Origin of the sequence: Paenibacillus sp. FSL M7-0420, from assembly GCF_038002345.1 — a bacterium.
GTDB lineage: Bacteria > Bacillota > Bacilli > Paenibacillales > Paenibacillaceae > Paenibacillus_AQ.
In genome coordinates this window covers 3,840,432-3,861,645 of the sequence record NZ_JBBOCJ010000001.1, presented here as the reverse complement: position 1 = coordinate 3,861,645, position 21,214 = coordinate 3,840,432, and the positions used below count along the sequence as shown (strand labels likewise).

General features: G+C 53.5%; 19 protein-coding genes. 14 read left to right on the top strand and 5 right to left on the bottom strand.

All coding sequences use genetic code 11. The features are described from left to right. Positions 1 to 41 precede the first annotated feature (41 nt). From MKX51_RS16330 to xerS, 3 genes are all read right to left on the bottom strand, one after another. Complete coding sequence (locus MKX51_RS16330) at positions 42 to 668, bottom strand: TetR/AcrR family transcriptional regulator (RefSeq protein WP_340993162.1); 627 nt, start codon at positions 666 to 668, stop codon at positions 42 to 44. 142 nt (positions 669 to 810) lie between these two features. Continuing rightward, on the bottom strand, positions 811 to 1,680 hold the full coding sequence (locus MKX51_RS16325; protein ID WP_340993161.1) for a pentapeptide repeat-containing protein: 870 nt from the start codon (positions 1,678 to 1,680) through the stop codon (positions 811 to 813). Between the two features lie 49 nt (positions 1,681 to 1,729). Next, the gene (gene xerS, locus MKX51_RS16320; protein ID WP_340995625.1) at positions 1,730 to 2,824 is read right to left on the bottom strand and encodes a tyrosine recombinase XerS; all 1,095 of its coding nucleotides are present in this window, start codon (positions 2,822 to 2,824) and stop codon (positions 1,730 to 1,732) included. A gap of 135 nt (positions 2,825 to 2,959) precedes the next feature. Here xerS and MKX51_RS16315 point away from each other — a divergent pair, with 135 nt between their 5' ends. The 5 genes from MKX51_RS16315 to MKX51_RS16295 all read left to right on the top strand — a co-directional run bounded on the left by MKX51_RS16315 (position 2,960) and on the right by MKX51_RS16295 (position 6,787). Next, complete coding sequence (locus MKX51_RS16315; protein WP_340993160.1) at positions 2,960 to 3,469, top strand: GNAT family N-acetyltransferase; 510 nt, start codon at positions 2,960 to 2,962, stop codon at positions 3,467 to 3,469. A 72-nt stretch (positions 3,470 to 3,541) separates the two neighbouring features. Continuing rightward, positions 3,542 to 4,564, top strand: a complete 1,023-nt coding sequence (locus tag MKX51_RS16310) for a hypothetical protein (RefSeq protein WP_340993159.1) — start codon at positions 3,542 to 3,544, stop codon at positions 4,562 to 4,564. Between the two features lie 189 nt (positions 4,565 to 4,753). Next, positions 4,754 to 5,377 carry a TetR/AcrR family transcriptional regulator gene (locus tag MKX51_RS16305; RefSeq protein ID WP_340993158.1) on the top strand — a complete coding sequence of 208 codons (624 nt, stop codon included), beginning with the start codon at positions 4,754 to 4,756 and terminating at the stop codon, positions 5,375 to 5,377. A 10-nt stretch (positions 5,378 to 5,387) separates the two neighbouring features. Further along, positions 5,388 to 6,287, top strand: a complete 900-nt coding sequence (locus MKX51_RS16300; protein WP_340993157.1) for a hypothetical protein — start codon at positions 5,388 to 5,390, stop codon at positions 6,285 to 6,287. Positions 6,288 to 6,298: 11 nt separating this feature from the next. Further along, on the top strand, positions 6,299 to 6,787 hold the full coding sequence (locus MKX51_RS16295; protein WP_340993156.1) for a flavodoxin domain-containing protein: 489 nt from the start codon (positions 6,299 to 6,301) through the stop codon (positions 6,785 to 6,787). A gap of 529 nt (positions 6,788 to 7,316) precedes the next feature. On the opposite strand, the gene MKX51_RS16290 is transcribed toward MKX51_RS16295, so the two are convergent. Next, positions 7,317 to 8,264: a Gfo/Idh/MocA family protein gene (locus tag MKX51_RS16290; RefSeq protein WP_340993155.1), complete on the bottom strand. Its 948-nt coding sequence runs from the start codon at positions 8,262 to 8,264 to the stop codon at positions 7,317 to 7,319. A 101-nt stretch (positions 8,265 to 8,365) separates the two neighbouring features. Between MKX51_RS16290 and MKX51_RS16285 the strand changes: the two genes are divergently transcribed. The 8 genes from MKX51_RS16285 (at position 8,366) to MKX51_RS16250 (ending at position 17,459) form a co-directional block, all read left to right on the top strand. Continuing rightward, positions 8,366 to 9,337 (top strand): helix-turn-helix transcriptional regulator, encoded by a 972-nt coding sequence (locus MKX51_RS16285; RefSeq protein WP_340993154.1) that lies wholly within the window; start codon positions 8,366 to 8,368, stop codon positions 9,335 to 9,337. A gap of 204 nt (positions 9,338 to 9,541) precedes the next feature. Further along, complete coding sequence (locus tag MKX51_RS16280; RefSeq protein WP_340993153.1) at positions 9,542 to 11,371, top strand: cache domain-containing sensor histidine kinase; 1,830 nt, start codon at positions 9,542 to 9,544, stop codon at positions 11,369 to 11,371. Further along, positions 11,364 to 12,131: a response regulator transcription factor gene (locus MKX51_RS16275; RefSeq protein ID WP_340940356.1), complete on the top strand. Its 768-nt coding sequence runs from the start codon at positions 11,364 to 11,366 to the stop codon at positions 12,129 to 12,131. Before MKX51_RS16280 ends, MKX51_RS16275 begins: the two co-directional genes overlap by 8 nt. A 130-nt stretch (positions 12,132 to 12,261) precedes the next feature. Next, a complete protein-coding gene (locus MKX51_RS16270) occupies positions 12,262 to 13,551 on the top strand; it encodes an ABC transporter substrate-binding protein (protein WP_340993152.1) in 1,290 nt (429 codons plus the stop codon). Positions 13,552 to 13,637: 86 nt separating this feature from the next. Beyond that, positions 13,638 to 14,330 (top strand): hypothetical protein, encoded by a 693-nt coding sequence (locus MKX51_RS16265; RefSeq protein ID WP_340993151.1) that lies wholly within the window; start codon positions 13,638 to 13,640, stop codon positions 14,328 to 14,330. Positions 14,331 to 14,349: 19 nt separating this feature from the next. After that, positions 14,350 to 15,264 (top strand): carbohydrate ABC transporter permease, encoded by a 915-nt coding sequence (locus tag MKX51_RS16260; RefSeq protein ID WP_340993150.1) that lies wholly within the window; start codon positions 14,350 to 14,352, stop codon positions 15,262 to 15,264. Beyond that, positions 15,248 to 16,096 (top strand): carbohydrate ABC transporter permease, encoded by an 849-nt coding sequence (locus tag MKX51_RS16255; protein WP_340993149.1) that lies wholly within the window; start codon positions 15,248 to 15,250, stop codon positions 16,094 to 16,096. Before MKX51_RS16260 ends, MKX51_RS16255 begins: the two co-directional genes overlap by 17 nt. Positions 16,097 to 16,109: 13 nt before the next feature. Next, positions 16,110 to 17,459, top strand: coding sequence for an FAD-dependent oxidoreductase (locus MKX51_RS16250; protein WP_340993148.1), 1,350 nt, complete (start codon positions 16,110 to 16,112; stop codon positions 17,457 to 17,459). Positions 17,460 to 17,972: 513 nt separating this feature from the next. Here MKX51_RS16250 and MKX51_RS16245 read toward each other — a convergent pair. After that, positions 17,973 to 19,214, bottom strand: coding sequence for an MDR family MFS transporter (locus tag MKX51_RS16245; protein WP_340993147.1), 1,242 nt, complete (start codon positions 19,212 to 19,214; stop codon positions 17,973 to 17,975). A gap of 145 nt (positions 19,215 to 19,359) precedes the next feature. On the opposite strand from MKX51_RS16245, the gene MKX51_RS16240 reads away from it, so the two are divergent. Then, on the top strand, positions 19,360 to 21,144 hold the full coding sequence (locus MKX51_RS16240; protein WP_340993146.1) for an ABC transporter substrate-binding protein: 1,785 nt from the start codon (positions 19,360 to 19,362) through the stop codon (positions 21,142 to 21,144). Positions 21,145 to 21,214 lie beyond the last annotated feature (70 nt).

The window sequence follows — 21,214 nt, the reverse complement described above, 5'->3', positions numbered from 1 at the left end:
TGTGTGTATCCGCTCCTTCATCCTTTAATAGTTTCAATCTTTTATAGTTTAAGAACCCTGACGATCTCCGGTGCCTCTTCATTCAGCTGTCCCCGCCGGAGGGACAAAGCAGCACAGCCAACCAGAGCGGCTAACAGCATCTCTGTATATTGTAATCCAGACGGCGCATCGACTACTGTCCCTCCAGGAGAAAGTGATTCCTCCGTAAGTCCAGTGCCAAGCATCATGGACAGCGGGGTCAGCACCTCCCGCCGGAACTCGGCAGTGAGCGGGGAAGAGCGGGCTTCAGGCAGGGAAGGGAATCCCTCACCAGCCTGCTTACACAGCAGATAGATAGCGTGATCCTCCGCCCATAGCTGCAATAGCCGCACCCCGGCGGCAGAACCCTCCAGCGGGATCTTTAGCGGTAGCCCGGGCTCTGCCATAGGCGGGAACTTCAGCCATTCCCCGGCCCGGTCGAGCGCATCCCATAACAAGTCGTGAAGCAAATCACCCTTATTGCTGTAATAATGATAGACCGTACCATAACCGAGACCGGCCTCCGCAGCCACATCCCGGATTTCTAATAAAGGCCCTTTATTCAAAAATACGTCCGCTGCTGCTTTGCGGATCTGCACCAGCCGCCGCAGCCGGATATCTTCGTTCTGTTCCTTCGTGCGGGGAGTCATCTTATCCGTTCACCTCATTTATTATAGACCTGCTGTCATGTCAATATAAAACATCGGCAGGCAAATGGCAAGGGAAAATCGTTGAACCAACCCTCTGGACGTCACAAAAAAACCGGATAGAACATCATCCGGTTTATTCTCCTCAAGCCCAGTGCTCCGGATGCCTTAAGGATTCCGGCAACTTGGTGGACGGGCTGCCTTGCGCAGCTTGCAGCTGCGCCTGAGTCAGGAAGAGGCTGCCCCGCAGATCGGCTCCGCGCAGATTCGTGTCACGGAAGTCCGCGCCAATCAGATCGGCGAACCGCAGGTCAGCGCCGCTGAGATCTGCAGCGATCAGATACGCGCCGCGTAAGCTGAGGCAGCGGAGGTCGGCCCCGCGCAGCTTGGCCCCAATCAGATCGGCTCCGCGGCCATAGTTCTTCTGGCGCTTCGGAGCCGGGGAGAGCTGCTTACGGGCAGCGGTGCGCGCCAGCTCGCTGGCACGCAGCAGCAGCTCGTTGACTTCAGCGCGGTGCAGGGGCACTTCGAGCTGAAGCAGCTTGTCGGGGCTGAGCAGGGTGAGGGCCTGCGTCTGCTCCAGCATTTTGATAAGCGAATCATGCAGGGTCTCGGCCCCGCGCAGCGTGAGTGCCTCGTGCAGATACCATAGCAGCTCATGCAGCTGGCGCATTACGGGAAGAACCTCGAACATCTGTCCTGCAGTCTCGGGAGCCTGACGCCAGTCGCGTCCGCCATAGGTCAGATTAGAGATTTTCTGCCCGGCCCCGAAGCAGTCGTACACGGTGCAGCCCCGGAAGCCGCGTTCCCGTAGCTCAGTATGAATGCCGCAGAGGAAGTCTTCCCGCAGATTGGGACAGGGCTGTCCGGCAGGCTTGTCTATGGCGAAGTCTGAGGATGCAGAGAAATGAAGCGCTGCGCAGCATAACCCGAAGCAGTTCAGGCAATCCGCTTGCAGCTCCGGCAGTCCGGGATTCGTAGTATGGGATTCAGGAAATGAATGATTGTCTAACAAACGTATTCCTCCAAAAAATAAATGAGATTAACATAGCAGTTCATGCAGATTACTGCGGCGGTTCATTGTCCATACGGCGTTCAATCGCCTCCGACATCGTTTTATCCGTGAGGTGGGCATAGATCTCGGTAGTCTCCGTAGAGGCATGGCCCAATTGTTCCTTCGTCCGGTAGATGTCATTCTGCAGGTAATAATCGGTGGCAAAAGAGTGCCGCAGCTTATGCACCGTCAGATAAGGCTTGCCGAACCGTTTGGCGTATTTGATGATCATCTCCTGGATCGCCCGTTTGGTCATCCGTTTGCCTTCTTTGCTGCCGTTGGGCAGGGCGATGAAGAGCGCTTTTTCCCGTTTCGGCGTCTTGTACCTGCTCTGGCGGAGGTTTAGATACAAGCTGAGATCATCCTTCGACTGTTCCCGGAAATAGACCGGGGTCTTGAAGGTCTCGTCGTTATGACCCTTGCGGAAGACATAGAGCAGCTTATTGTTGACATCCAGATCATCCACGTTCAGGTTGACCACCTCGGAGACGCGCAGGCCGGAATTCAGAATCAGACTGGCAATACAGGCATCCCGTTCACGGTTAAGCTGCCAAGAATAATAAGCCTGCTTATTGGCTTCCACAGCTGTGCCATATCCTTCATAAATGTAGCCAACGAACTCCAGCAGCTCCTCGTCCTCCAGAATTTTACCTTTAAGCTTGGCGGCGGTGTCCTTCGGCTTGTGAATGCGTTTGATCTCAACCTTCGCCATAATGTTACGCTTCAGCAGCGGGTAGAAGTTCTCATCCTCGGCAATCTGGCTCAGATAATGGAACAGCGAGCGCAGCGCAGACAGCTTACGGGATACGGTCACCCGCGAATTGGCATTCTCAGCCCGGGTGGTCAAGTGCAGACGGTAGCCGACAATGCTGTCCATATGCAGCGTCTCCAGCTCAAGCAGTGTGATGTCAGCATTGCTGGCCGCAACAGAGAGACATTCACCCCGCAGCCAGCCGAAAAAGGATTCATAGTCCCGGATATACTCCAGCAGCGTGGAGGGGGACAAATCCGGCCGTTTATAGTCGATAAACTGCTGGACAAACCAGGGCATCTGCGGCAGCCGCTGATCTAGGTTTGCCCGGTCGGTCGCTTTTTGAATACTGATGAGCTTCACCTTCTTTAAAGTTTCCCCAAGGGGGAGGGCTGTCCTTCTATCTTACCATGTTTCTGGCAAACCTTGCTCCTGATGAGACAAAGTTATATGATGGGTAGTAAACGAAAACGGCAGAGGTGAACCTTAATGGAACTTGGAATCGAGCTGGTTCCTAAAGAGCAGAAGCAGATTATCAGCAGATTGATGCAATTCTATTTGTATGACTTTACCCGCTATCTGGAGCTGCAGGTCGACCGTGAGGGGGTGTTCCCGTCATATCCCGGTCTGGAAGCTTACTGGAGCAGTGGTAAAAATAAATTCGCCTACCTGCTCACCGTAGACGGCAATGTTGCAGGCTTTGCCCTGATCGACCGTCTGCTGCGCGACCCGGAGGGCGAGTTCTATATGACGGAGTTTTTTGTGATGCAGCGCTACCGGCGCAGCGGCGTAGGGACCTGGGCGGCACACCGGCTGTTCGACATGTTCCCCGGCAACTGGAAGGTGTCGCAGATTCGTGCCAACACTCCTGCGCGGGATTTCTGGCACCGGGTCATCGGAGCTTACACCGGCGGTGATTTCCAGGAGCGGTTCAATTCCCGCCAAGGCAATCCGAGTCAATACTTCAGTACATTAAACACTAACAGAGTTAAGAAATAAATTTACCTGTTCCTGGCAGACTTCAGCGCAACTTTGGATCGTATCCGGCGTCTGGTAACTGAGGTGATTAGATTGTCCAAGCGAATGGGCTTATGGGGAGCGGGCTGTATAGCGGTTACAATAGCAATCAGCACAGGCTGCAGCAATGGAGCGGATCAGGGTTCTTCGGGTGCAGAGCGCACGGCTCAGCCGTCAGCAACGCCCGCGGCCGCTACGGCTACAATAGCAGCTCTTGCGACCGCAGTTCCTACTCCGGCTGCAACAGCTGCGCCTGCTGTTAAATCCGTGTCGCTGATTCCCGAAGTACGGGACTATTCAGGAAGCGGCAGGGGCTACGAACTGGATGGCGTCAATGTCCAAGCGGATTACTCCGCAGACCCGACTTTACCGCTCGGGGTGTTTTTGCCGGAGACGATGATCCGTTTTGAACAGGATGGCAGAACGGCGTGGGGGACTGCGGACAAGCATAATTATATTACGTTAATTAAGTTAGGCACTGAGAAGGCTGCAACTGGCGGGAAGTTCGAACCCGGTACAGACCCGGGACTGCTGAAGTTCAAGGAATATGAAGGGAGCAGGGTGGAGGGGGACCGGAGGGTTGAGGCATTTATTTTCTCAGCCTATAAGGATACTTACCGGGCCGAGATCCATATTCAGGACGAACAACGGGATGCGCTGCTTCCACTCTTCACATCCATGCTGAGTGGTGTGGAGTACATGGAGAAGCAACCGCCGATTAAGCCGGGAGTCTTCTTCAAGGTCCCTGATGTAGGCTCCAGTCCGGGCAACAAGCAAGCGCTCCAGGAGACACTGGACTGTATTGCAGCCTGGGCCGCCGGAGACAAAGAGAAGTTCGCTGCCACGATGTATTCACCGCTGCTTAATGACAACTTACAGTACTTGCTGGATCATAAGAATGTTTACCGCTTCCATAAACTGACCGTAGTCGGAATTCCTGTCGAGGGAGCCAAACGGGCGGCCTTCTATGTGGAGTTTACGCAGATGACCTCTGAGGGCTATATTACTGACGGTAATTACGAGATTTCATTGCTGCCTAATAAGCAGGGGGAGTGGAAGATTGCCAATATTGATTAGGCGGAGCATCTGCCGAAGCTCGAAAGCTTGAGACACCTGCGGGGTTTCAGGCTTTTTTGCCGTAATGTATAAATGATCACAACCTTTCCAAGTACCGGCGGCTATAATCTAAGTTGAACGATGTTCAAAAACATTACAGTGTTCAATCCAGCGGAACAGCAACACTCTGACAGAAGGAGTCTAACGATCATGGGCAAAGCAGAGAGACAAGAGCAGGAGCGCGAAGCGATGCGTAATCTGATTCTCACTACGGCGGGCGAGCTGCTGGCGGAGGAGGGGATCAGGCAGCTGTCGATCCGCAAAATCGCGGAACGGATGGAGTATTCGGCCGGCATTATTTATCACTATTTTCAAGGAAAAGAGGAGATTGTGGAACAGCTTCTTCAGCGGGGCTACCGGGAGCTAATGGGCGGACTGATTGCCGGATCGGAGGCCTCACCGGATGAAGAATCTCCAGAAGAGCGCTTAAGACGCACGCTTAGACAGTTCATTAAGGTTACAACGGCGGAAGGCTCACAGTACCGGAGTATGATGCTGAATGATTCGCCGTCCGTGCTTAGCCACACCGGGGTGTTGCATCAGGGAGCAGCCCTGGAACGCAGCGGGATCGCGGGTCTCTGTGAGACGCTCCGTCAATTCAGCGGGATGACCTCCTGCGAGCAGAGGGAGCTTGAACTCACCGCCCAAATCATCTGGAGCGCAGCCTTCGGGCTGATTATGAGGCTGATGGTGGAGGGGAATCTGCCTGAGGGGCAGAAGGAGGCTCTGATTACCCGGCACATAGAAGCCATGGTGCATATTGCACAAGGATAGGAGGATTAGAATGAACCATAGACGAGCCATTACCTTTTTAACGTGGATGGTGATCGTGCTCGGTGTTGTTGCGTCAGGCATCGGGCTATTTTCAGGTGAAGGATCTGAGAATGAGGGGAGCCATCCCATCTTCACCTCCATCCGGGGAGAACAGATTGAATTGTACGGAAGCGGAATCTACAAGAATGATTCTTTGTCCGCAGCAGCCCAGGCTATCGCTCAGGATGGCGTTACTTTAGTGGTGGGCATTCCTTTGCTGCTCGTATCCCTGCTGCTGAGTCTCAGAGGAACGATACGGAGTCGGCTGCTGCTTGCTGGAGCGCTCGGATACTTCACCTATACCTATGCTTCATATTGTTTTCTGGCTATGTATAATGATCTGTTTTTGGTCTACGTCTTGCTGTTCTCGGGCAGCTTATTTGCATTTATTTTGGTCTTTCGCTCGGTGGAGCGGGAGGGGGTGTTGATGAAGACGCAGCTTCCGGGTAAAAGCATTGGCTTCATCCTGCTGCTGATCGCCTTCCTGATTATCATGCTATGGCTGGGCCGGATTGCCGGCGGCTGGCGGAATGGAACTGCGCCTGCTCTGCTTGAGCATTACACCACGCTGGTGATTCAGGCACTTGATTTAGCTGTATTGCTTCCGCTCATGGTGCTGACAGGGGCATTGCTCGTCCGCAGACAGTCTTACGGTTACCTTCTGGCTCCTGTTGTCCTGGTAAAAGCTGCAACCCTGCTGACCTCCATCTCCTCCATGATGATTGGAATGTTAAGGGCAGGAGTTCATGTCTCCATGGCAGAGTTGATCCTGTTTCCAATGTTCAATCTGGCAGTCATCTGGTGTCTCATTTTTGTACTGCGCAACGCGCAGGAACCCGCATCCCCTGCAAGTCCATTACCTATAGAATAGAGGCGGACCTAATGAGCAATCGGATTTTGATCGTGTATGCAAGCAAATACGGATGCACCGAAAAAGCCGCATTACTGCTGCAAGCCAGGCTGAACGCGGCCGAAGTGGTGAATCTGAGAACTGGCAAGTTGCCGGTTCTAACTGGCTATGACACAGTAATCCTAGGCGGCTCCATCTACTATGGCAGAATCCGTAAGGAGATGGGTGCATTCACAGCCCAGCACAAGCAGGAGCTTTTAACCAAACGGCTGGGACTGTTCATCTGTGCAGGAATGACAGGGGAGAAGGGGGAGCAGGAGCTTAAGCAGGCTTATCCTGAGATCATCTATAACAAGGCGATTGCCAAGGAAATCATGGGCGATGAGATCTACCCGGACCGGATATCTGCGCTGGATAAGTGGGTTATACGTATGGTCAAAGGCAAGGAGCACAAGACAGGAGGCGGGCTGTCCATGGATAAGCTGGAGCGCTTTGCGCAGACGATGTTGGCAGGGGAGTAGAGGGGCGGGAACCAAGGGTATCGACAACGAAAATAAACGGTACTATATTGTAACGGCAACGCGTTATAACGTCGGGGTATAGAAGTGACATAAAAATAATTATGTTAACCATTGATTAATGAGGAGTATGAAAAAGCATGAAACACACACCTTTCCCGACCCCTTAATTATATAATTTCAACATATGAAAAATTCACAATAGAAAAACCTGAAATATCCGCTCCCCTTACCACATCACTCAAACCCATACGCTTGAAGGACTTAGCCATTAACAAAGGAAAAAGTGAGGCCCAAACCTGCCAAAGCAGGGCTTCGCTGTCAACCGTCCGGGCGAGGTTTCGTTATTGACATGGACTTATGGGGGTCAGTAGGCTTTGGAAAAACAGCACCTGCTGGAGGCGCTTTTGCAGATTTACTGAGAATACGCCTAAGTAAGTGCCATTTTTCCAACTGTTACCCCAGCAGGGGCCGTTCGTTCATCAGCAAGTGTAGCAAATCCAACTCTTTCCGTACTCCATCCAAAAGCCCGTTACACCGGGGCTACTGTAAGCTGATCCGTCAACTGGAAGGCTAGGTTCACGGATTTCAGTGCATGTTCCAGCGCCAGGCAGGAGTCCGTCTCGTCCCGGAGAGACAATAAGGCATGCCGCAGGCTTTTCTCATAAGGATTGTTCGGGGTCACCGGGATAGCCGTCTTGCCCGCAGAAGTATAACGGGTTAGGCTGGCTTCAACCTCTCCATTCGCAGCATTGGTCTCGTGGAATACCAGCTTGCCGTGCTCAAAATACGCTTCGTAACCAACCGTGAACGGGTACGCCTCCGGCATTTGTGAAGAGACGGTTATGTGCGCGCTAACATCAGCGTTAGTGAAAGTAGCATGAACCAGCGCCTGACCGTCCACACCTCCAGATGTCCCACAGACGGAAGAGGGTACAGGGGTGTCCAGCAGCCACGCGCTAGCATCCAGATCATGAATCATCAGATTGACAGCGATCGCGGACAGGCCCAGATCCCCCCACACCGGGGCGGTCTCCCTGCGGAAGCTGACATGCAGCAGTTGGCCGTAGGTGGATTCACGGGCGGACTGCTCCAGGTATTCATAGGCATAATCGAATTTGATGAATTGATTGACGAGGATTCTGCGGCCATACCGCTGTTCGGCGTCCAGCAGCTCCCGCCCTTCTTCCGGCTCCAGAACAACCGGCGTCTCGCAAAAAACATGTTTGCCTCGTCTCAGCGCCTCTACCGCATAGGTCTTATGCAGCGCAGACGGCAGGCAGATATCCACTACGTCAATCGAGGGATCAGACAGAATGTCCTCAGCATTCATCGTAATCTCTACCCCCAGCTCTTCCTTCAGCTTCAGCAGCTTGTCCTCATTTCTCCCGAAGACGACGATCCTGTTCACGAACTCCATTTGCTTCAGAAGAGAGGCGTGATACGCCCCGAACCCAGTTCCTAATATGCCAATATTCATTTGCAGCAGCTCCTTGATTTTGATACATTCATCTTAACGCAGTATTGTTGACAACAGAGTGGCAAGAATAGTTGACGAATAAGAAGGTTTGGGGGAGAAGCATGCGGCTGCACCGATTGATTGCTATACTTTTACTGCTTGAATCCCGGGGCCGGATGAAGGCGAACGAGCTGTCCATCGCCCTCGAAACGTCCGTCCGCTCCATTTACAGAGATATCGATGTTTTGGCGGAATCGGGAATTCCGCTGGTCACCACCACTGGGCCGAACGGCGGGATTTCGCTCATGGAAGGCTATACGGTGAGTCTGCGGAGATTGCATGGGGAAGAGGTAGTCCAGCTCTTTTTGACCGGGATGGGAATGCCGGCGGGCGGTTCAGGAGAGACCAGTCTGCTGCTCAAAAATGCGCTCCTGAAGCTGGAAGCAAGCTTGCCTGCTCCCTATCAGGAGGATATCCGTACCGCGCAGCGCCGGTTTCTGTTCGATGATACGCCGTGGTGGAGCGGTCATGTTGCGGTGCCGTATCTTGAGATTCTGCGCACTGCGGTATGGCGGGAACGGAAGATTGCGGCAGAGTACCTTAAGGTGAATGGGGAGAGCTCGCAGCGGAAGCTGCAGCCTTATGGACTCATCGTGAAGCAGGGGGAATGGTATCTTGCCGCCTATTGCGAGAGCGCCGGGAATCTGCGGACATTCAAGTGCGAACGGTTCACAGCTGTTACTTTATTGGAGGAGACCTATGCCATCCCTGAGCAGTTCTCCCTGCAGCATTACTGGCAACATGCAGAGCAAGCCTTCGTTCAGACCAGCAGAGCGCGGGAGTTCTATCCGGTGGTCATCCGTACCCGTGTTAAGCATGAGCAGATGTTGCAGGGGCTGGAGGTCATGAATACCGGATCTGATGGAGATGCCTGGATTTTTACTGTAAATATGTACGATTATAGCTCGGCCTGTGCAAGGGTGCTGCCGCTACTGGTTCATGCTGAAATTGTGGGGCCGCCAGAGCTGAGAGAGTATGTCAGCAATCAAGTGCGAGTGTGGGATAAAATGTATAATCGCAGCAAGGAGACATAAACAATATTATGTTAACTGATTCTGTAATCGAAGAGTGAAAATAATAAGCCCCAGACCTTGCTTTTCAGCAGGTTTGGGGTTTATTGACTTTGTTGAACCGTACCTTTTCCAAATATAAGAGGATAGAATTCAATTACGGAACATTATACGATAAACTGTATAGAGGTTTAGATGTCAGCTTACTTAACAAAAGGAGGGCTTGAGATGCTGCGGGGGCTGATCCTACGGTTGAGAAGAAGTAAAATGCGCACCAGACTGCTGCTCCTGTTCACCATGCTGACGCTGCTGCCGTTAAGTGTGCAGGGAATGGTGACGTACCGTCATTTCTCCTCCACCCTGAACGAGAAAACAAAGCAATATACGGTGGATGTCGCCGGACAGGCCAACGCCAATCTGGACAGGCTGCTGAAGGATCTGGAGCGGTTGTCGCTGATGCCTCTGTATGACGAGCAGGTGTTATCTATTCTGGCTAAATACGATGGTCCTATGGGCTCAGGCACATGGGCGCTGTCTGATGATTATCAGAAAATGAAACTATATACCTCCGCACAGGCGTACGATCGTCCGGAAATCCGGGGCATCCATCTGCTGAGCAACAGCGGAACCCTGTTCTCCAACGTGGAGCCGCTGGCGGTCAACACCTCATGGGATGGCAGGCATGACGAATGGTTCAGCGCCTTGGAGCAGTCGGACGGCGAGTGGATCATTCTTCCCCCGCATCATCCCTCTTATTATGCCGGAACCGACCCCTCAGCCTATATTTCGGTAGCCAGGGTGATCAAGGAACCCAGAACACTGAGGCGTCTGGGCTACATACTCATCGACGCTAAGCAGTCAGCCTTCGGCTCCGTCTTCTCTAAGCTGAAGATTGAACAATCCACGAACCTGATGATCATTGACGGAGACCAGCGCTTGCTGTATGAGCAAAAGCCGGATAACGGGCAGTCGGCCTACGGCGAGCTGATGGGCTCCGGGCGAATCAAGGACCTGCATGGCGGGGAGCGGGAGAGGCTGGGAGGCACAGATTATTTGTTTGTCAGCCATAAGTCCCCGTATTCGGGCTTGTCCGTCATCGGCCTGACCCCCATTGGAGTCATGCTGAAGGAATCGCGTGCGATGATGATTTTCACGTTATGGCTTGCCCTCTTTTGCCTGGTGACGGTGCTGCTGCTCGCTTATGCGGTATCGTACCGGATCACCCTCCCTCTGGTGGAGCTCAAGAGCAATATGTCCAGGGTGGAGCGGGGCGATTTCAACATGCGGGTCAGTCCGCTGGGGGGAGATGAATTCGGGCAGCTCGGGCGCGGATTTAATAAGATGATGGAGGAAATCAACCGCCTGTTTCATGAGGTACTCGTGATTGGACTCCGGGAAAAGGAGGCTGAGCTGTCCGCCCTGCAGAGTCAGATCAACCCGCATTTTATCTATAATACGCTGGAATCGATCAATATGATGGCCGTCCAGCGCAGGCATGATGAGGTATCGGATATGGTATCCGCACTGGGCAAGCTGCTTCGCTATACGATTGACAAGGCCGGCCGGCTCGTATCGCTGGGAGAGGAAATCGCGTTCGTGGACTCCTATGTCCGTATCCAGCAGATCCGCTTTGGCGGTAAGCTGACGGTGCATAACGAGATTGAAGAGGATGTGCAGCATTTGCGCATTCCGAAGCTCACCATTCAGCCGCTTGTGGAGAATGCCATCGATCACGGGATCGCCGGGCGAGAAGAAGGGAGGATCTGGGTGTCAGCGCTGCGTTTTGACAACGAGCTATTGATTACGGTGCGTGACGACGGGAACGGCTTAGAGGAGGAGGAACTCACGGCGCTGAACCGGGAGATCGAACAAGATCCTTCCATGGATTCGCTCCGGCGCAGCGAGGAGGAGAGTCTGGGGCTGCGCAATATCGGCCAGCGGATCAAGCTGCTGTACGGGGAAGGCGGGAGCCTCACGGTTGACGGAAGTCCGGGACAAGGGCTGGCTGTGACTATTACGATAACGATACCGGAATCAGGGGGAGAAGAGAATGTATAAAGTGCTGCTCGTAGAGGACGAGATCGTGATTAGACAAGGGATGCGCGAGCTAATTAGCAGGTCGGCGCCCTTTTTCGAGGTGACCGCTGAAATGCCGGGCGGACGGGAGGCGCTCCTGTACTTAAAGTCCGAGCTGCCGGACGTAATGATTACCGATATCCGCATGAAGGAAATGGACGGACTGGCGCTGGCCGGGAAGGTGAAGTCGATGTATCCCGGGCTGCTGGTCATCATTGTGAGCGGATACGGCGAATTTGAATATGCCCAAAAAGCCATAGAATACGGAGTTCTTCATTACCTGCTAAAGCCCGTAGAACGCCATGAGCTGGTTAGCGTGATGGAAAAAGCACGGCTGCTGCTCGATAAGCGTCATGGCATAACTTCCCTGGAACAGACGCCAGGCCCCCTGCGGGTGGAGAGCGGAGGAGATACACGCAAGATTATACGGGATGTTAAGGAATATGTCAGACTGCATATTGACGGTGATCTGCGGCTGCAGACGGTAGCTTCCCATGTCAATCTGAACGCTACGTATCTGAGCCAGCTGTTCAAGGGAGAGGCGGGCTGCAATTATTCAGACTATGTAACCGATTCCCGGATGGAACGTGCGAAATGGCTGCTCAGCCATACCCAGCTCAAAATATATGATGTGGCCCGGTTATCCGGCCATCAAAGCCCGAAGCATTTCATGCTGGTGTTCAAGCAGCAGACGGGGATGACGGGGGGAGAATACCGTAATCAATTTAATAATCAAGAGTGAAGTGTTAGTTAATCTAACGTAAAACATAAATATAACGAACCATTCCTGTATTTTGGATGATTTCTACACCGAATACGTCTCCTTTATACTAAAAGAGTCATTAAAACTAACATATCAAAGGGGGATGTTCATGAAAAAAGCAGGAGCAGTGCTTCTTTCAGCCATGCTGCTGGGCTTGACGGCAGGTTGTGCCAAGCCCGCAGCAAGCGGAAATGCCGAGAGTCCCGGGAAACAGGAAGATGTGGAGTTAAAGTTTCTTATGTGGGGCAATCAAGGGCATATGGATGTGTACAACAAGCTGATCAGCCAATTTGAAGCAGACAATCCGGGGATTAAGGTGACTATGGATTCGGTGCCATTCACGGATTATCAGCAGAAAATATCGGTGCTGGCCGCAGGGAAATCCCTTCCGGATATCGCCTGGGTCTCGGAGCGGATGATCCCGCAGTTCAAGGCCAACGGCATTCTGGCGGATGTCTCCTCCTTCAAGGACGATGCTTCCTTTAACCTGGACGATTATATTCCGAGCACGCTAGATTTGTTCCGGGACGGGGATCAATTGCTGGGCCTGCCGTTCTCGACACCGCCGGTGGTCATGTTCTACAACAAGACGCTGTTCGACAAGGCGAATCTGACGGACCCGAATACGCTGGCTTCCGAAGGGAAATGGACCTGGAAGACCTTTGAGGAATCGGCCAAAGCGATTGCTGTCAAAGATGCTGGGGGGCGGGTGTATGGCGCGAACTTCTTCCGTGACTGGAAGACCTGGGCCATTCTGTCCTCGTACTCGTGGTCTTATGGAAGCGGCCCGTTCAATGAGGATCTGACCGCGTTCACCTGGAATGACCAGTATGGCGTGGAGACCATGGAGCTGCTGGAGAGGATGATGTATGAGGACGAATCCCACCCGAAAGCAGGCGAACAGATTAGCTTCGACGCAGGCAATCTGGGAATGTTCTTCGACAACTACAGCTATGTCTCGAAAGCGCGTGAGATTACAGGATTTGAATGGAGCATTGCGCCGATGCCGTCCGGCTCCGCAGGCAGTGTTCCGATGCTGGGTCAAGCAGGCTATACGCTGTTCAAGGACAGCAAGCATCCGGAGGAAGCCAAAAAGCTGCTCAAACTGTTCGCCAGCCAGTCGGGGATCGAAGCGACATCCACTTATTTCGTGCCGCCGCGTACATCGGTGCTGAGTTCCGATGCGTTCCTGAATCAGCCGAACAACCCGCCAGCCGAGCACATCGTGCAAGCTGTTATCGATGAAATGCCGAAGGCGCGCATCATTCCGGGCCACATCCGCTGGCAGGATATCGACAATGCTGTGCTGCAAGGCTTTGACCGCCTGTTCGGCCAATCGGCGTCCGCCAAGGACAATATGGCGAAGATGCAGACTGATGTCGAGGCTATTTTGAAATAAGACTCCGGGCAAGGGACCGTCAACCGGCGTTCAGCAGAGAGCAGCGTCCGGCTTGACGGACTGCCCGAAACAGGGAGCGAAATACAATGGGTAAATTGAAGCAAAGATTGGAGCAAAACGCCCTATCCTTGATCATCAGCCTTCCTGCTAACGATGTGAGATTGGCGAAGGCAGCGCTTGAGGAAGGCGCGGATGCTTTGAAGGTTCATTTTAATGTCGGCCACCGGGCCAGTGGTACTCATTTCGGTCCGCTTGACAGCTATGAGGATATTTTTAGCGACATCCGGTCTGCCTTTGACGGTCCCTTTGGGGTAGTGCCCTCCGGCAGTCTGGAAGGTGTGGCGGAAGAAGAGATCAGGCGGCTTGCTCCGCTCGGGTTCGATTTCTATTCGATCTATGCCCATCATCTGCCATCCTTTATGCTGGAGGACCATGGATTGGACCGGACCTTTGCCATTAATGACACCTATGATCTCAGTCAGGTTCAGGCGGGGGCGCAATTCGGGATCACGGCGCTTGAAGCTTCCATTGTGCCTGGCAGCGAATACGGTACGGCCCTCAGCTTCGCAGACCTGCTGAAATACCGGTATCTGGCCGACCATTCCGGTCTTCCCGTGCTGGTGCCTTCCCAGCGCAAGCTGGTAGAGGGAGATGTTCCTGCCTTGCAGCGTGCCGGAGTGAAGGCAATCATGTTAGGTGCGGTGGTGACGGGCAAGACAGAAGATGAGCTGCGGCGTGCGGTTAGCTCGTTCCGTGGTGCCATAGACAAATTGAGCTAGGGGGGCGGTGAATTCCGGCATGAACAGAAAGGTCAAGAGACGAAACAAGGGTCCGCTTGCCCGCGAGGCACAGGTGACCGGATGGCTTTTTATATCGCCAATGCTGCTTGGTTTCACGTTATTATTGTTATTTCCGATGGGGAAAGCGCTCTATATGAGCCTAAATGACTGGCCGCTGCTTGGTGAGCACCGGTTCGTCGGTCTGGATAATTACAAGGATATTGCGGTGGACCCGCTGTTCTGGAAGGTCTTCGGCAACACGGCTTATTTCACGCTGGGTCTGGTGCCGTTTAACATTGTGCTGGCTCTGATGCTGGCGCTGCTGTTATCCCGAAGCTTGAAGGGCATCGGCTTCTTCCGCACCGCGATCTTCGTTCCCGTGATGACTTCGCTGATCGTATGGTCCATCGTCTGGAAGTATATGTTCGCCACCGATTCCGGGCTGATCAATCAGCTGCTGATGCTGTTCAACATTAAAGGGGCCGCCTGGCTGTATGATGAGAGACTGGCGATGCCAGCCGTTATTGTGACAAGTGTGCTAAAGAACGTGGGGCTGAACATGGTGCTCTTCATCGCTGCGATCCAGCAGGTATCGCGTTCATTATATGAGGCGGCTGAGCTGGACGGGGCAGGCAAGACCAAAACCTTTTTCAACGTGACCCTGCCTATGATTACGCCCACCGTATTTCTGACCGTGGTGATGACCGTAATCGGCTCGCTGAAGGTGTTCGGCCAGATCTACGTCATGACCCAGGGCGGACCGAGTAACAGCACCAAGGTGCTGGTCTATTACATCTGGGAAAAAGCGTTCAAGCTGTTCCAGATGGGCTACGCTTCGGCGCTGGCATTTGTGTTGTTCTTTGTCGTGTTGATCTTGACTCTGCTGCAGTGGCAGCTGCGAAAGAGGTGGGTATTCAATGAAGGCGACGCCTAACAACAGCAAAAGGTGGTCTGTAGCAGGAGTGTATGCTGCATTAACGGCGGTATCGCTGATTATGCTTGTTCCGTTCCTGTGGATGCTGTCCACCTCCTTCAAACGGCCGCAGGATATTTTCACCTACCCGCCGCAGCTGATTCCGCCGGTATTCCAGTTTCAGAATTATGTGGATGTCTTTACACTGATCCCGTTTCACCGCTTCTATTTTAACAGTGTCTATATCTCGTTTGTCGTCGTGGCGGGAACCGTGTTTTTCGCTTCGCTGGCTGGTTATGCATTTGCCAAAATTCCCTTTACCGGAAGAAATGCCGTGTTCCTGGTGCTGCTCAGCGCCATGATGATTCCGCATGAAGTGACGGCGATCCCGATGTTCCTGTTCATGCGTGACCTGGGCTGGATTGATACGCATCTGCCGCTGATTCTGCTGCCGATCTTCGGCGCAAGCGGCGTGTTCGGCATCTTCGTGATGCGGCAATTCTTCATTACTGTACCCACGGAGCTTGAGGAAGCGGCGATGATCGACGGCTGCAGCCGATTCCGCATTTACTGGACCATTATGCTGCCGATTGCCCGTCCCGGGATGGCGACATTGACGATCTTCACGTTCGTGTCCATCTGGAATGAGTTCTTCGACCCGCTTATTTTCATTAATACGCGTGAGCTGATGACTTTGCCGCTGGGATTATCGTTGTTTACAGATGAAGTGGGCACTTCCTGGCATTATCTGATGAGTGCCACCGTCATGGCAACCGTGCCGCTGCTGATCGTCTTCTTCATGGCGCAGAAGCGGTTCATCGAGGGCGTAGCCATGACAGGGCTGAAGGAATAGCACACATAAAGGAGTGGATGATATGAATCCTGCAATAGAGGCAGATGTCGTTGTAGTGGGGGGAGGCCCTGCAGGAATCACGGCGGCCATCGCCGCCGGACGGCTGGGAGCACAGACCGTGCTCATTGAACGTTACGGGTTCGTGGGCGGGATGTCCACCGCTGCTATGGTCTATCCTTGGATGACCTTTCACACCGATAGCGGCGAGCAGGTGATCAAGGGCATCGCCCAGGAAATCGTAGACCGGCTGCAGGCCAGCGGTGGTTCGCCGGGCCATCTCCGGGATACGGTAGGCTTCGTGCATACGTTGACGCCGTACCATCCTGAGATTTATCAAGTGGTAGCTACAGATATGCTGCATGAAGCTGGGGTGAAGCTGCTTCTGCACAGCTTTGTGGATGAGGTGCTGGTCAGTGACGGCGCAATTGAACATGTCGTGGTGACTAATAAATCCGGGCGTACGCCTGTAACGGGGCGCATCTTCGTGGATTGCAGCGGAGATGCCGATGTAGCGAAGCTGTCCGGGGCTGAAACGCTGCAGGGCCGGGAGGGGGATAACCGTTCCCAGCCGATGACGATGAAGTTCAGAATGCGCGGCGTTGATTTGCACAAGGTCAAAGCATATATGATCAGCCATCCCGAAGAGTTCTACAGCAAAACGCCGATCGCTGAACTGCCGGACTTGCCGCTCACCGGGGTAAGCGGATTCTACTCGCAATGGAAGCGGGCCGAGGTGCCGATTAACCGCGATCAGGTCTTGTTCTTTGCCGGTCCGGCAGATGATGAGGTGCTGATCAACTGCACCCGCGTCCAGGGGCTGGACGCAACGAATGCGGAGGATCTGACCTTGGCGGAGCAGGAGGGCCGCAAGCAGGTGCTGCTGATGGCCGAGTTTCTGAAGCGCGACGTTCCGGGCTTCGAACGGGCCTCGATCTCAGCGGTTGCACCGCAGATCGGCATCCGCGAATCGCGGCGGATTAAAGGCTATTACCAGCTGACCCAAGAAGATGTCATAGAAGGCCGGAAGTTCAGTGATGTCATTGCCCGCAGCGGCTACCCGATCGACATTCACGATCCGTCCGGCAAGGGGGTAACGGCTTCCTTCATCGCCGGAGACGGCGCTTACGACATTCCGTACGGCTGTCTGCTATCCGCCAATGTGTCCAATCTGCTGGCTGCAGGCAGATGCATCTCGACCTCGCACGAAGCGCTGGCCACGACCCGCCTGACGCCAAGCTGCATGGCCACGGGCCAGGCCGCCGGAACAGCAGCGGCGCTCGCGGCGGCCGCAGGGGTGAAGCCGCAGGCGCTCGATATCACGCAGCTGCAGGAGCAGCTGAAGCGGGATGGGGTAGTATTATAGAGCTGCGGAGCAGAATGTAGTCGGAAAACCGATTACATCGGGCACTGGGAGGGCTCGTGGCCGGAATGTAGTCGGAAAACCGATTACATTAGGCACTGGGAGGGCTCGTGGCCGGAATGTAGTCGGAAAACCGACCACATTGGGCACTGGGAGGGTTCGTAGGCGGAATGTAGTCGGAAAACCGATTACATTAGGCACTGGGATGGTCCGTGGGCGGAATGTAATCGGAAAACCGATTACATGGGGCACTGGGATAGTTCGTGGGCGGAATGTAATCGGAAAACCGACCACATTGGGCACTGGGATGGTTCGTGGGCGGAATGTAGTCGGAAAACCGATTACATCGGGCTAGTGTAGCGGCGTTTAGTTGCAGTATAATCATTACTTTGCAACATAACAATTATTATGTTAACTTATTAACGATCACAAGAGTTAAAAACAATGATAAGTATATATTAATAACCCCAAACCCGCTTTACAGCAGGTCTGGGGTTTATTAATGTGTTCAACGTCTCAAGCGCCAACCCGCCTTGCTTCAGTGGCTTCGGCGGCCTCGCGGATGCGGAGTCTTTTATGCGCGGTAATCAGGAAAGGAAGGCCGAGCGCCGTGGTCAGCGCAAGCGGTACGAACACCGCAGGGCCATTCAGAGCGCCGAACTGATCCAGCAGCAGTCCTCCAAGGATAGGAGCCATTACACTGCCCAGATTATTGAAGCCAATCGTACCGAAGTAGGTGCCTTTCCATTCCGGCTTGGCGATTCGGTCAATCAGCATATCCATCATCGTGAAGAGCAGGACTTCCCCGACAGTGAACAGAACCACGCTGAACATCAGCAGGGGCACCCCTCCAGGCATTCCGAACAGCAGCAGACTAAGGGCTACGCAGACATTGCCCAGAATGAGCGGGATAATCGGCGCGAACTTGCTGGCTGCACGAACGATAGGATACTGTACGACCAGCACCGTCACTGCATTAAGCGACAGCATATAAGAGAAGACTTGGCTGCCATTGCTGAAATGGGTGTTCATCGCCAGAAATTGCGCCAGTGTAGAGCTGAAGTGGCCATACCCGAGGACGCAGAAGATGGTTCCCAGCAGAACGGGCAGAAATACCTTATCCCTTCCGGTGACCGCGAGCGCATCGAGCAGCTTCGGCGTCCGGGCTTCTCCATGCACAGGCAGACTGGCACGGTGCACCGAGAATTGCAGGAACAGAACAAGTCCATAGGCGATATAGACGATCCCTGCGATTACGAACGGGAAGGTGGACTTGGCGGAGCCGAGCTGGAGGCCGATAATCGGACCGAAGACCACACCCAGATTCACCGCCGCATACCGCAGATTGAAGACCAGCAGCTTTTGCTCCGGCGGGGTGATATCTGACAATAATGCCCGTGAAGTTGGTTCAAATACGGCGCGGCACAGTCCGTTGAGCGTGTTCACCAGGAAGAAGACCCATAAATGCTGCGCTGCAGCGAAGCCGAAGAATACGCAGGCCCAGCCGAACACGGAGACCAGCATGACGATCCGGCGCCCGATCACATCCGAGATATAACCGCCGTAGAAGCTGATCATTACCCCTGCCAGCGAGCTGACGGCCACGGTGAACCCGGTCTGGGTAGCGGATGCGCCAAGCACCTGCGTGAGATAAATAGAGAGAAAAGGAATGCTCATTGAAGTAACCAGCCGGCCGAACATCGTTCCAATGATGATGGTCCAGGCCAGCGGGTGAATGTGGCGCAGATGTTGTTTCATTTGAATCCCCGTCTCCTAGTCCATGTTTTTGAATATGAAGCATACTTCTTATCGAATGATTATGTATAATTGTATAGAACAAAGGGGGAAATAAAAGTGTAAGAATTATATGTCACTTTTCACCTTTTAAAAGGGGGTTGATCAAATGGACACCAGCAGCACGCATTATCTCTGTTTGGCCGCAGCCTTGGCTCCGGCATATAACCTTCAGCAGCCGATTCCGGTGACAATTGAGCAGTTGACCGGTATCCTGTGCTGCACACCGCGCAATGTGAAGTTTATTCTGCGGAAGCTGGAGGAGCAGCAGCTGATTGCCTGGATACCCGGAAGAGGGAGAGGAAATCGCTCGCAGATGACTTTTTTGCGTCACATAGATGAGGTGCTGGAGGAGAGATTTCAGGAGTTAGTCTCCAAAGGCCGGATTAAGCCTGCCGTCGAATTGATTGGTCAATACCCGGTTAACGAGCCGCTCAAAGAACGCCTGCTGGCAGTTCTCGATAAGCAAATGGGCTTCTGGAGCGAACCCGGCTCCACATCCGGGCAGGAGGTGCTGCGAATCTCCCGTAACCGTGCGATGGAGAAGCTGGACCCGGCCACCGTATACACCGCTTTTGAGACCTATTTGCTGGGGCATATTTGCAGTACCCTGATTACCTATGATGCACAGAACGGGGTTTTCCTGCCGGGGCTGGCCCACACATGGGAGGCTAACGAGAGCAGTACAAGCTATCTGTTCTATCTGCGCAAGGGGGTGCGGTTCCACCACGGCCGCATGATGACTTCCCGGGATGTAAAAGAAACCCTCCTACGTCTGATCGGACTTAGAAGTCCGGCGATCTGTCATTTTGAGGATATCATTCATGTGGAGCTGGAGGGGGACTACCGTATCCGGTTCGATCTGGTGCAGCCTAATTTCTTCTTCCTGCATCTGTTCAGCTCAATCTATATGTCGATTGTTCCGTATGATGTGGATTTCGCTGTGCATCCGGTCGGCACGGGGCCCTATCAGGTAGCGGATCTGAGCCAGGATGTGCTTGTACTCAGCGCTTACGATCTTTACTACGGAATCCGTCCTCTGCTGGACCGGGTCGAGATCTGGTACCTGCCGCATTTGGCCTCGGGGGTACGTCAATATCAGCTGACGGGTGCCAGTACCAGTCTGAGCAGTGTGGCCGCAGCAGAGGAGGGGAGGAGCCACAGTATCGATTATCCGGCTGTCGGGTGCAGGTACGTTCTGTTTAATTTTCTAAAAGAAGGCGTACACCATCATCCCGCGCTCCGGCAGGCCATGCGTATCCTCTATAATCAGCTTGCTCTGATTCGTGAGCTGGGAGGCAACCGGATTATGCCGGCAGGCAGCTTCCTTCCCTGGCAGAGCAGCAAGTATGAGTTCGCTGAGCCACAATTGGAGGAAGCGCGGGCGCTGCTTGAGGAAGGCGGATACAGAGGAGAGGCAGTGAAGTTGGCCTACCGGACCTGCAAAGAGGATCAGGATGAGGCGATTTGGCTGCAGGAGCGCAGCAGGAAAATTGGATTACAGCTTGAGCTGTATCCTTTAGGGGATTATGATCTGCCGGACTTGGTGAACCAAGCGGATCTTGTGATCTGCGAAGAAGTACTGGAGGATGACTGGCAGTGGGGGATGATTAATTATTTTCGCAATGAGTCGAATTATCTGCATCACCTCTTGCTGGACAGCCAGAAATCTGAGTTGACAGAGCTACTGAAGCCTTTCGCCCGGCTGGCCGCCGGGGAGAGGGCAGAGGTACTGGAACTGGCCGAAGGCAAACTGCGTGATAACGGTTGGGTACTGTATGGCTGTCACATGAATAAAAAAGCGCAATTAAGTCAGAATCTGTTCGGACTGGAGCCCGGCTCCTTCGGATTTTTGGATATCTCCAAGCTGTGGGTGAAATCGGGGTTTGAGTAGGCACAAAGAAACGGCTGCTCTCCTGAAGGGGAAGGCAGGCCGTTTTTTTATGGTACATTTAAAGTTACAC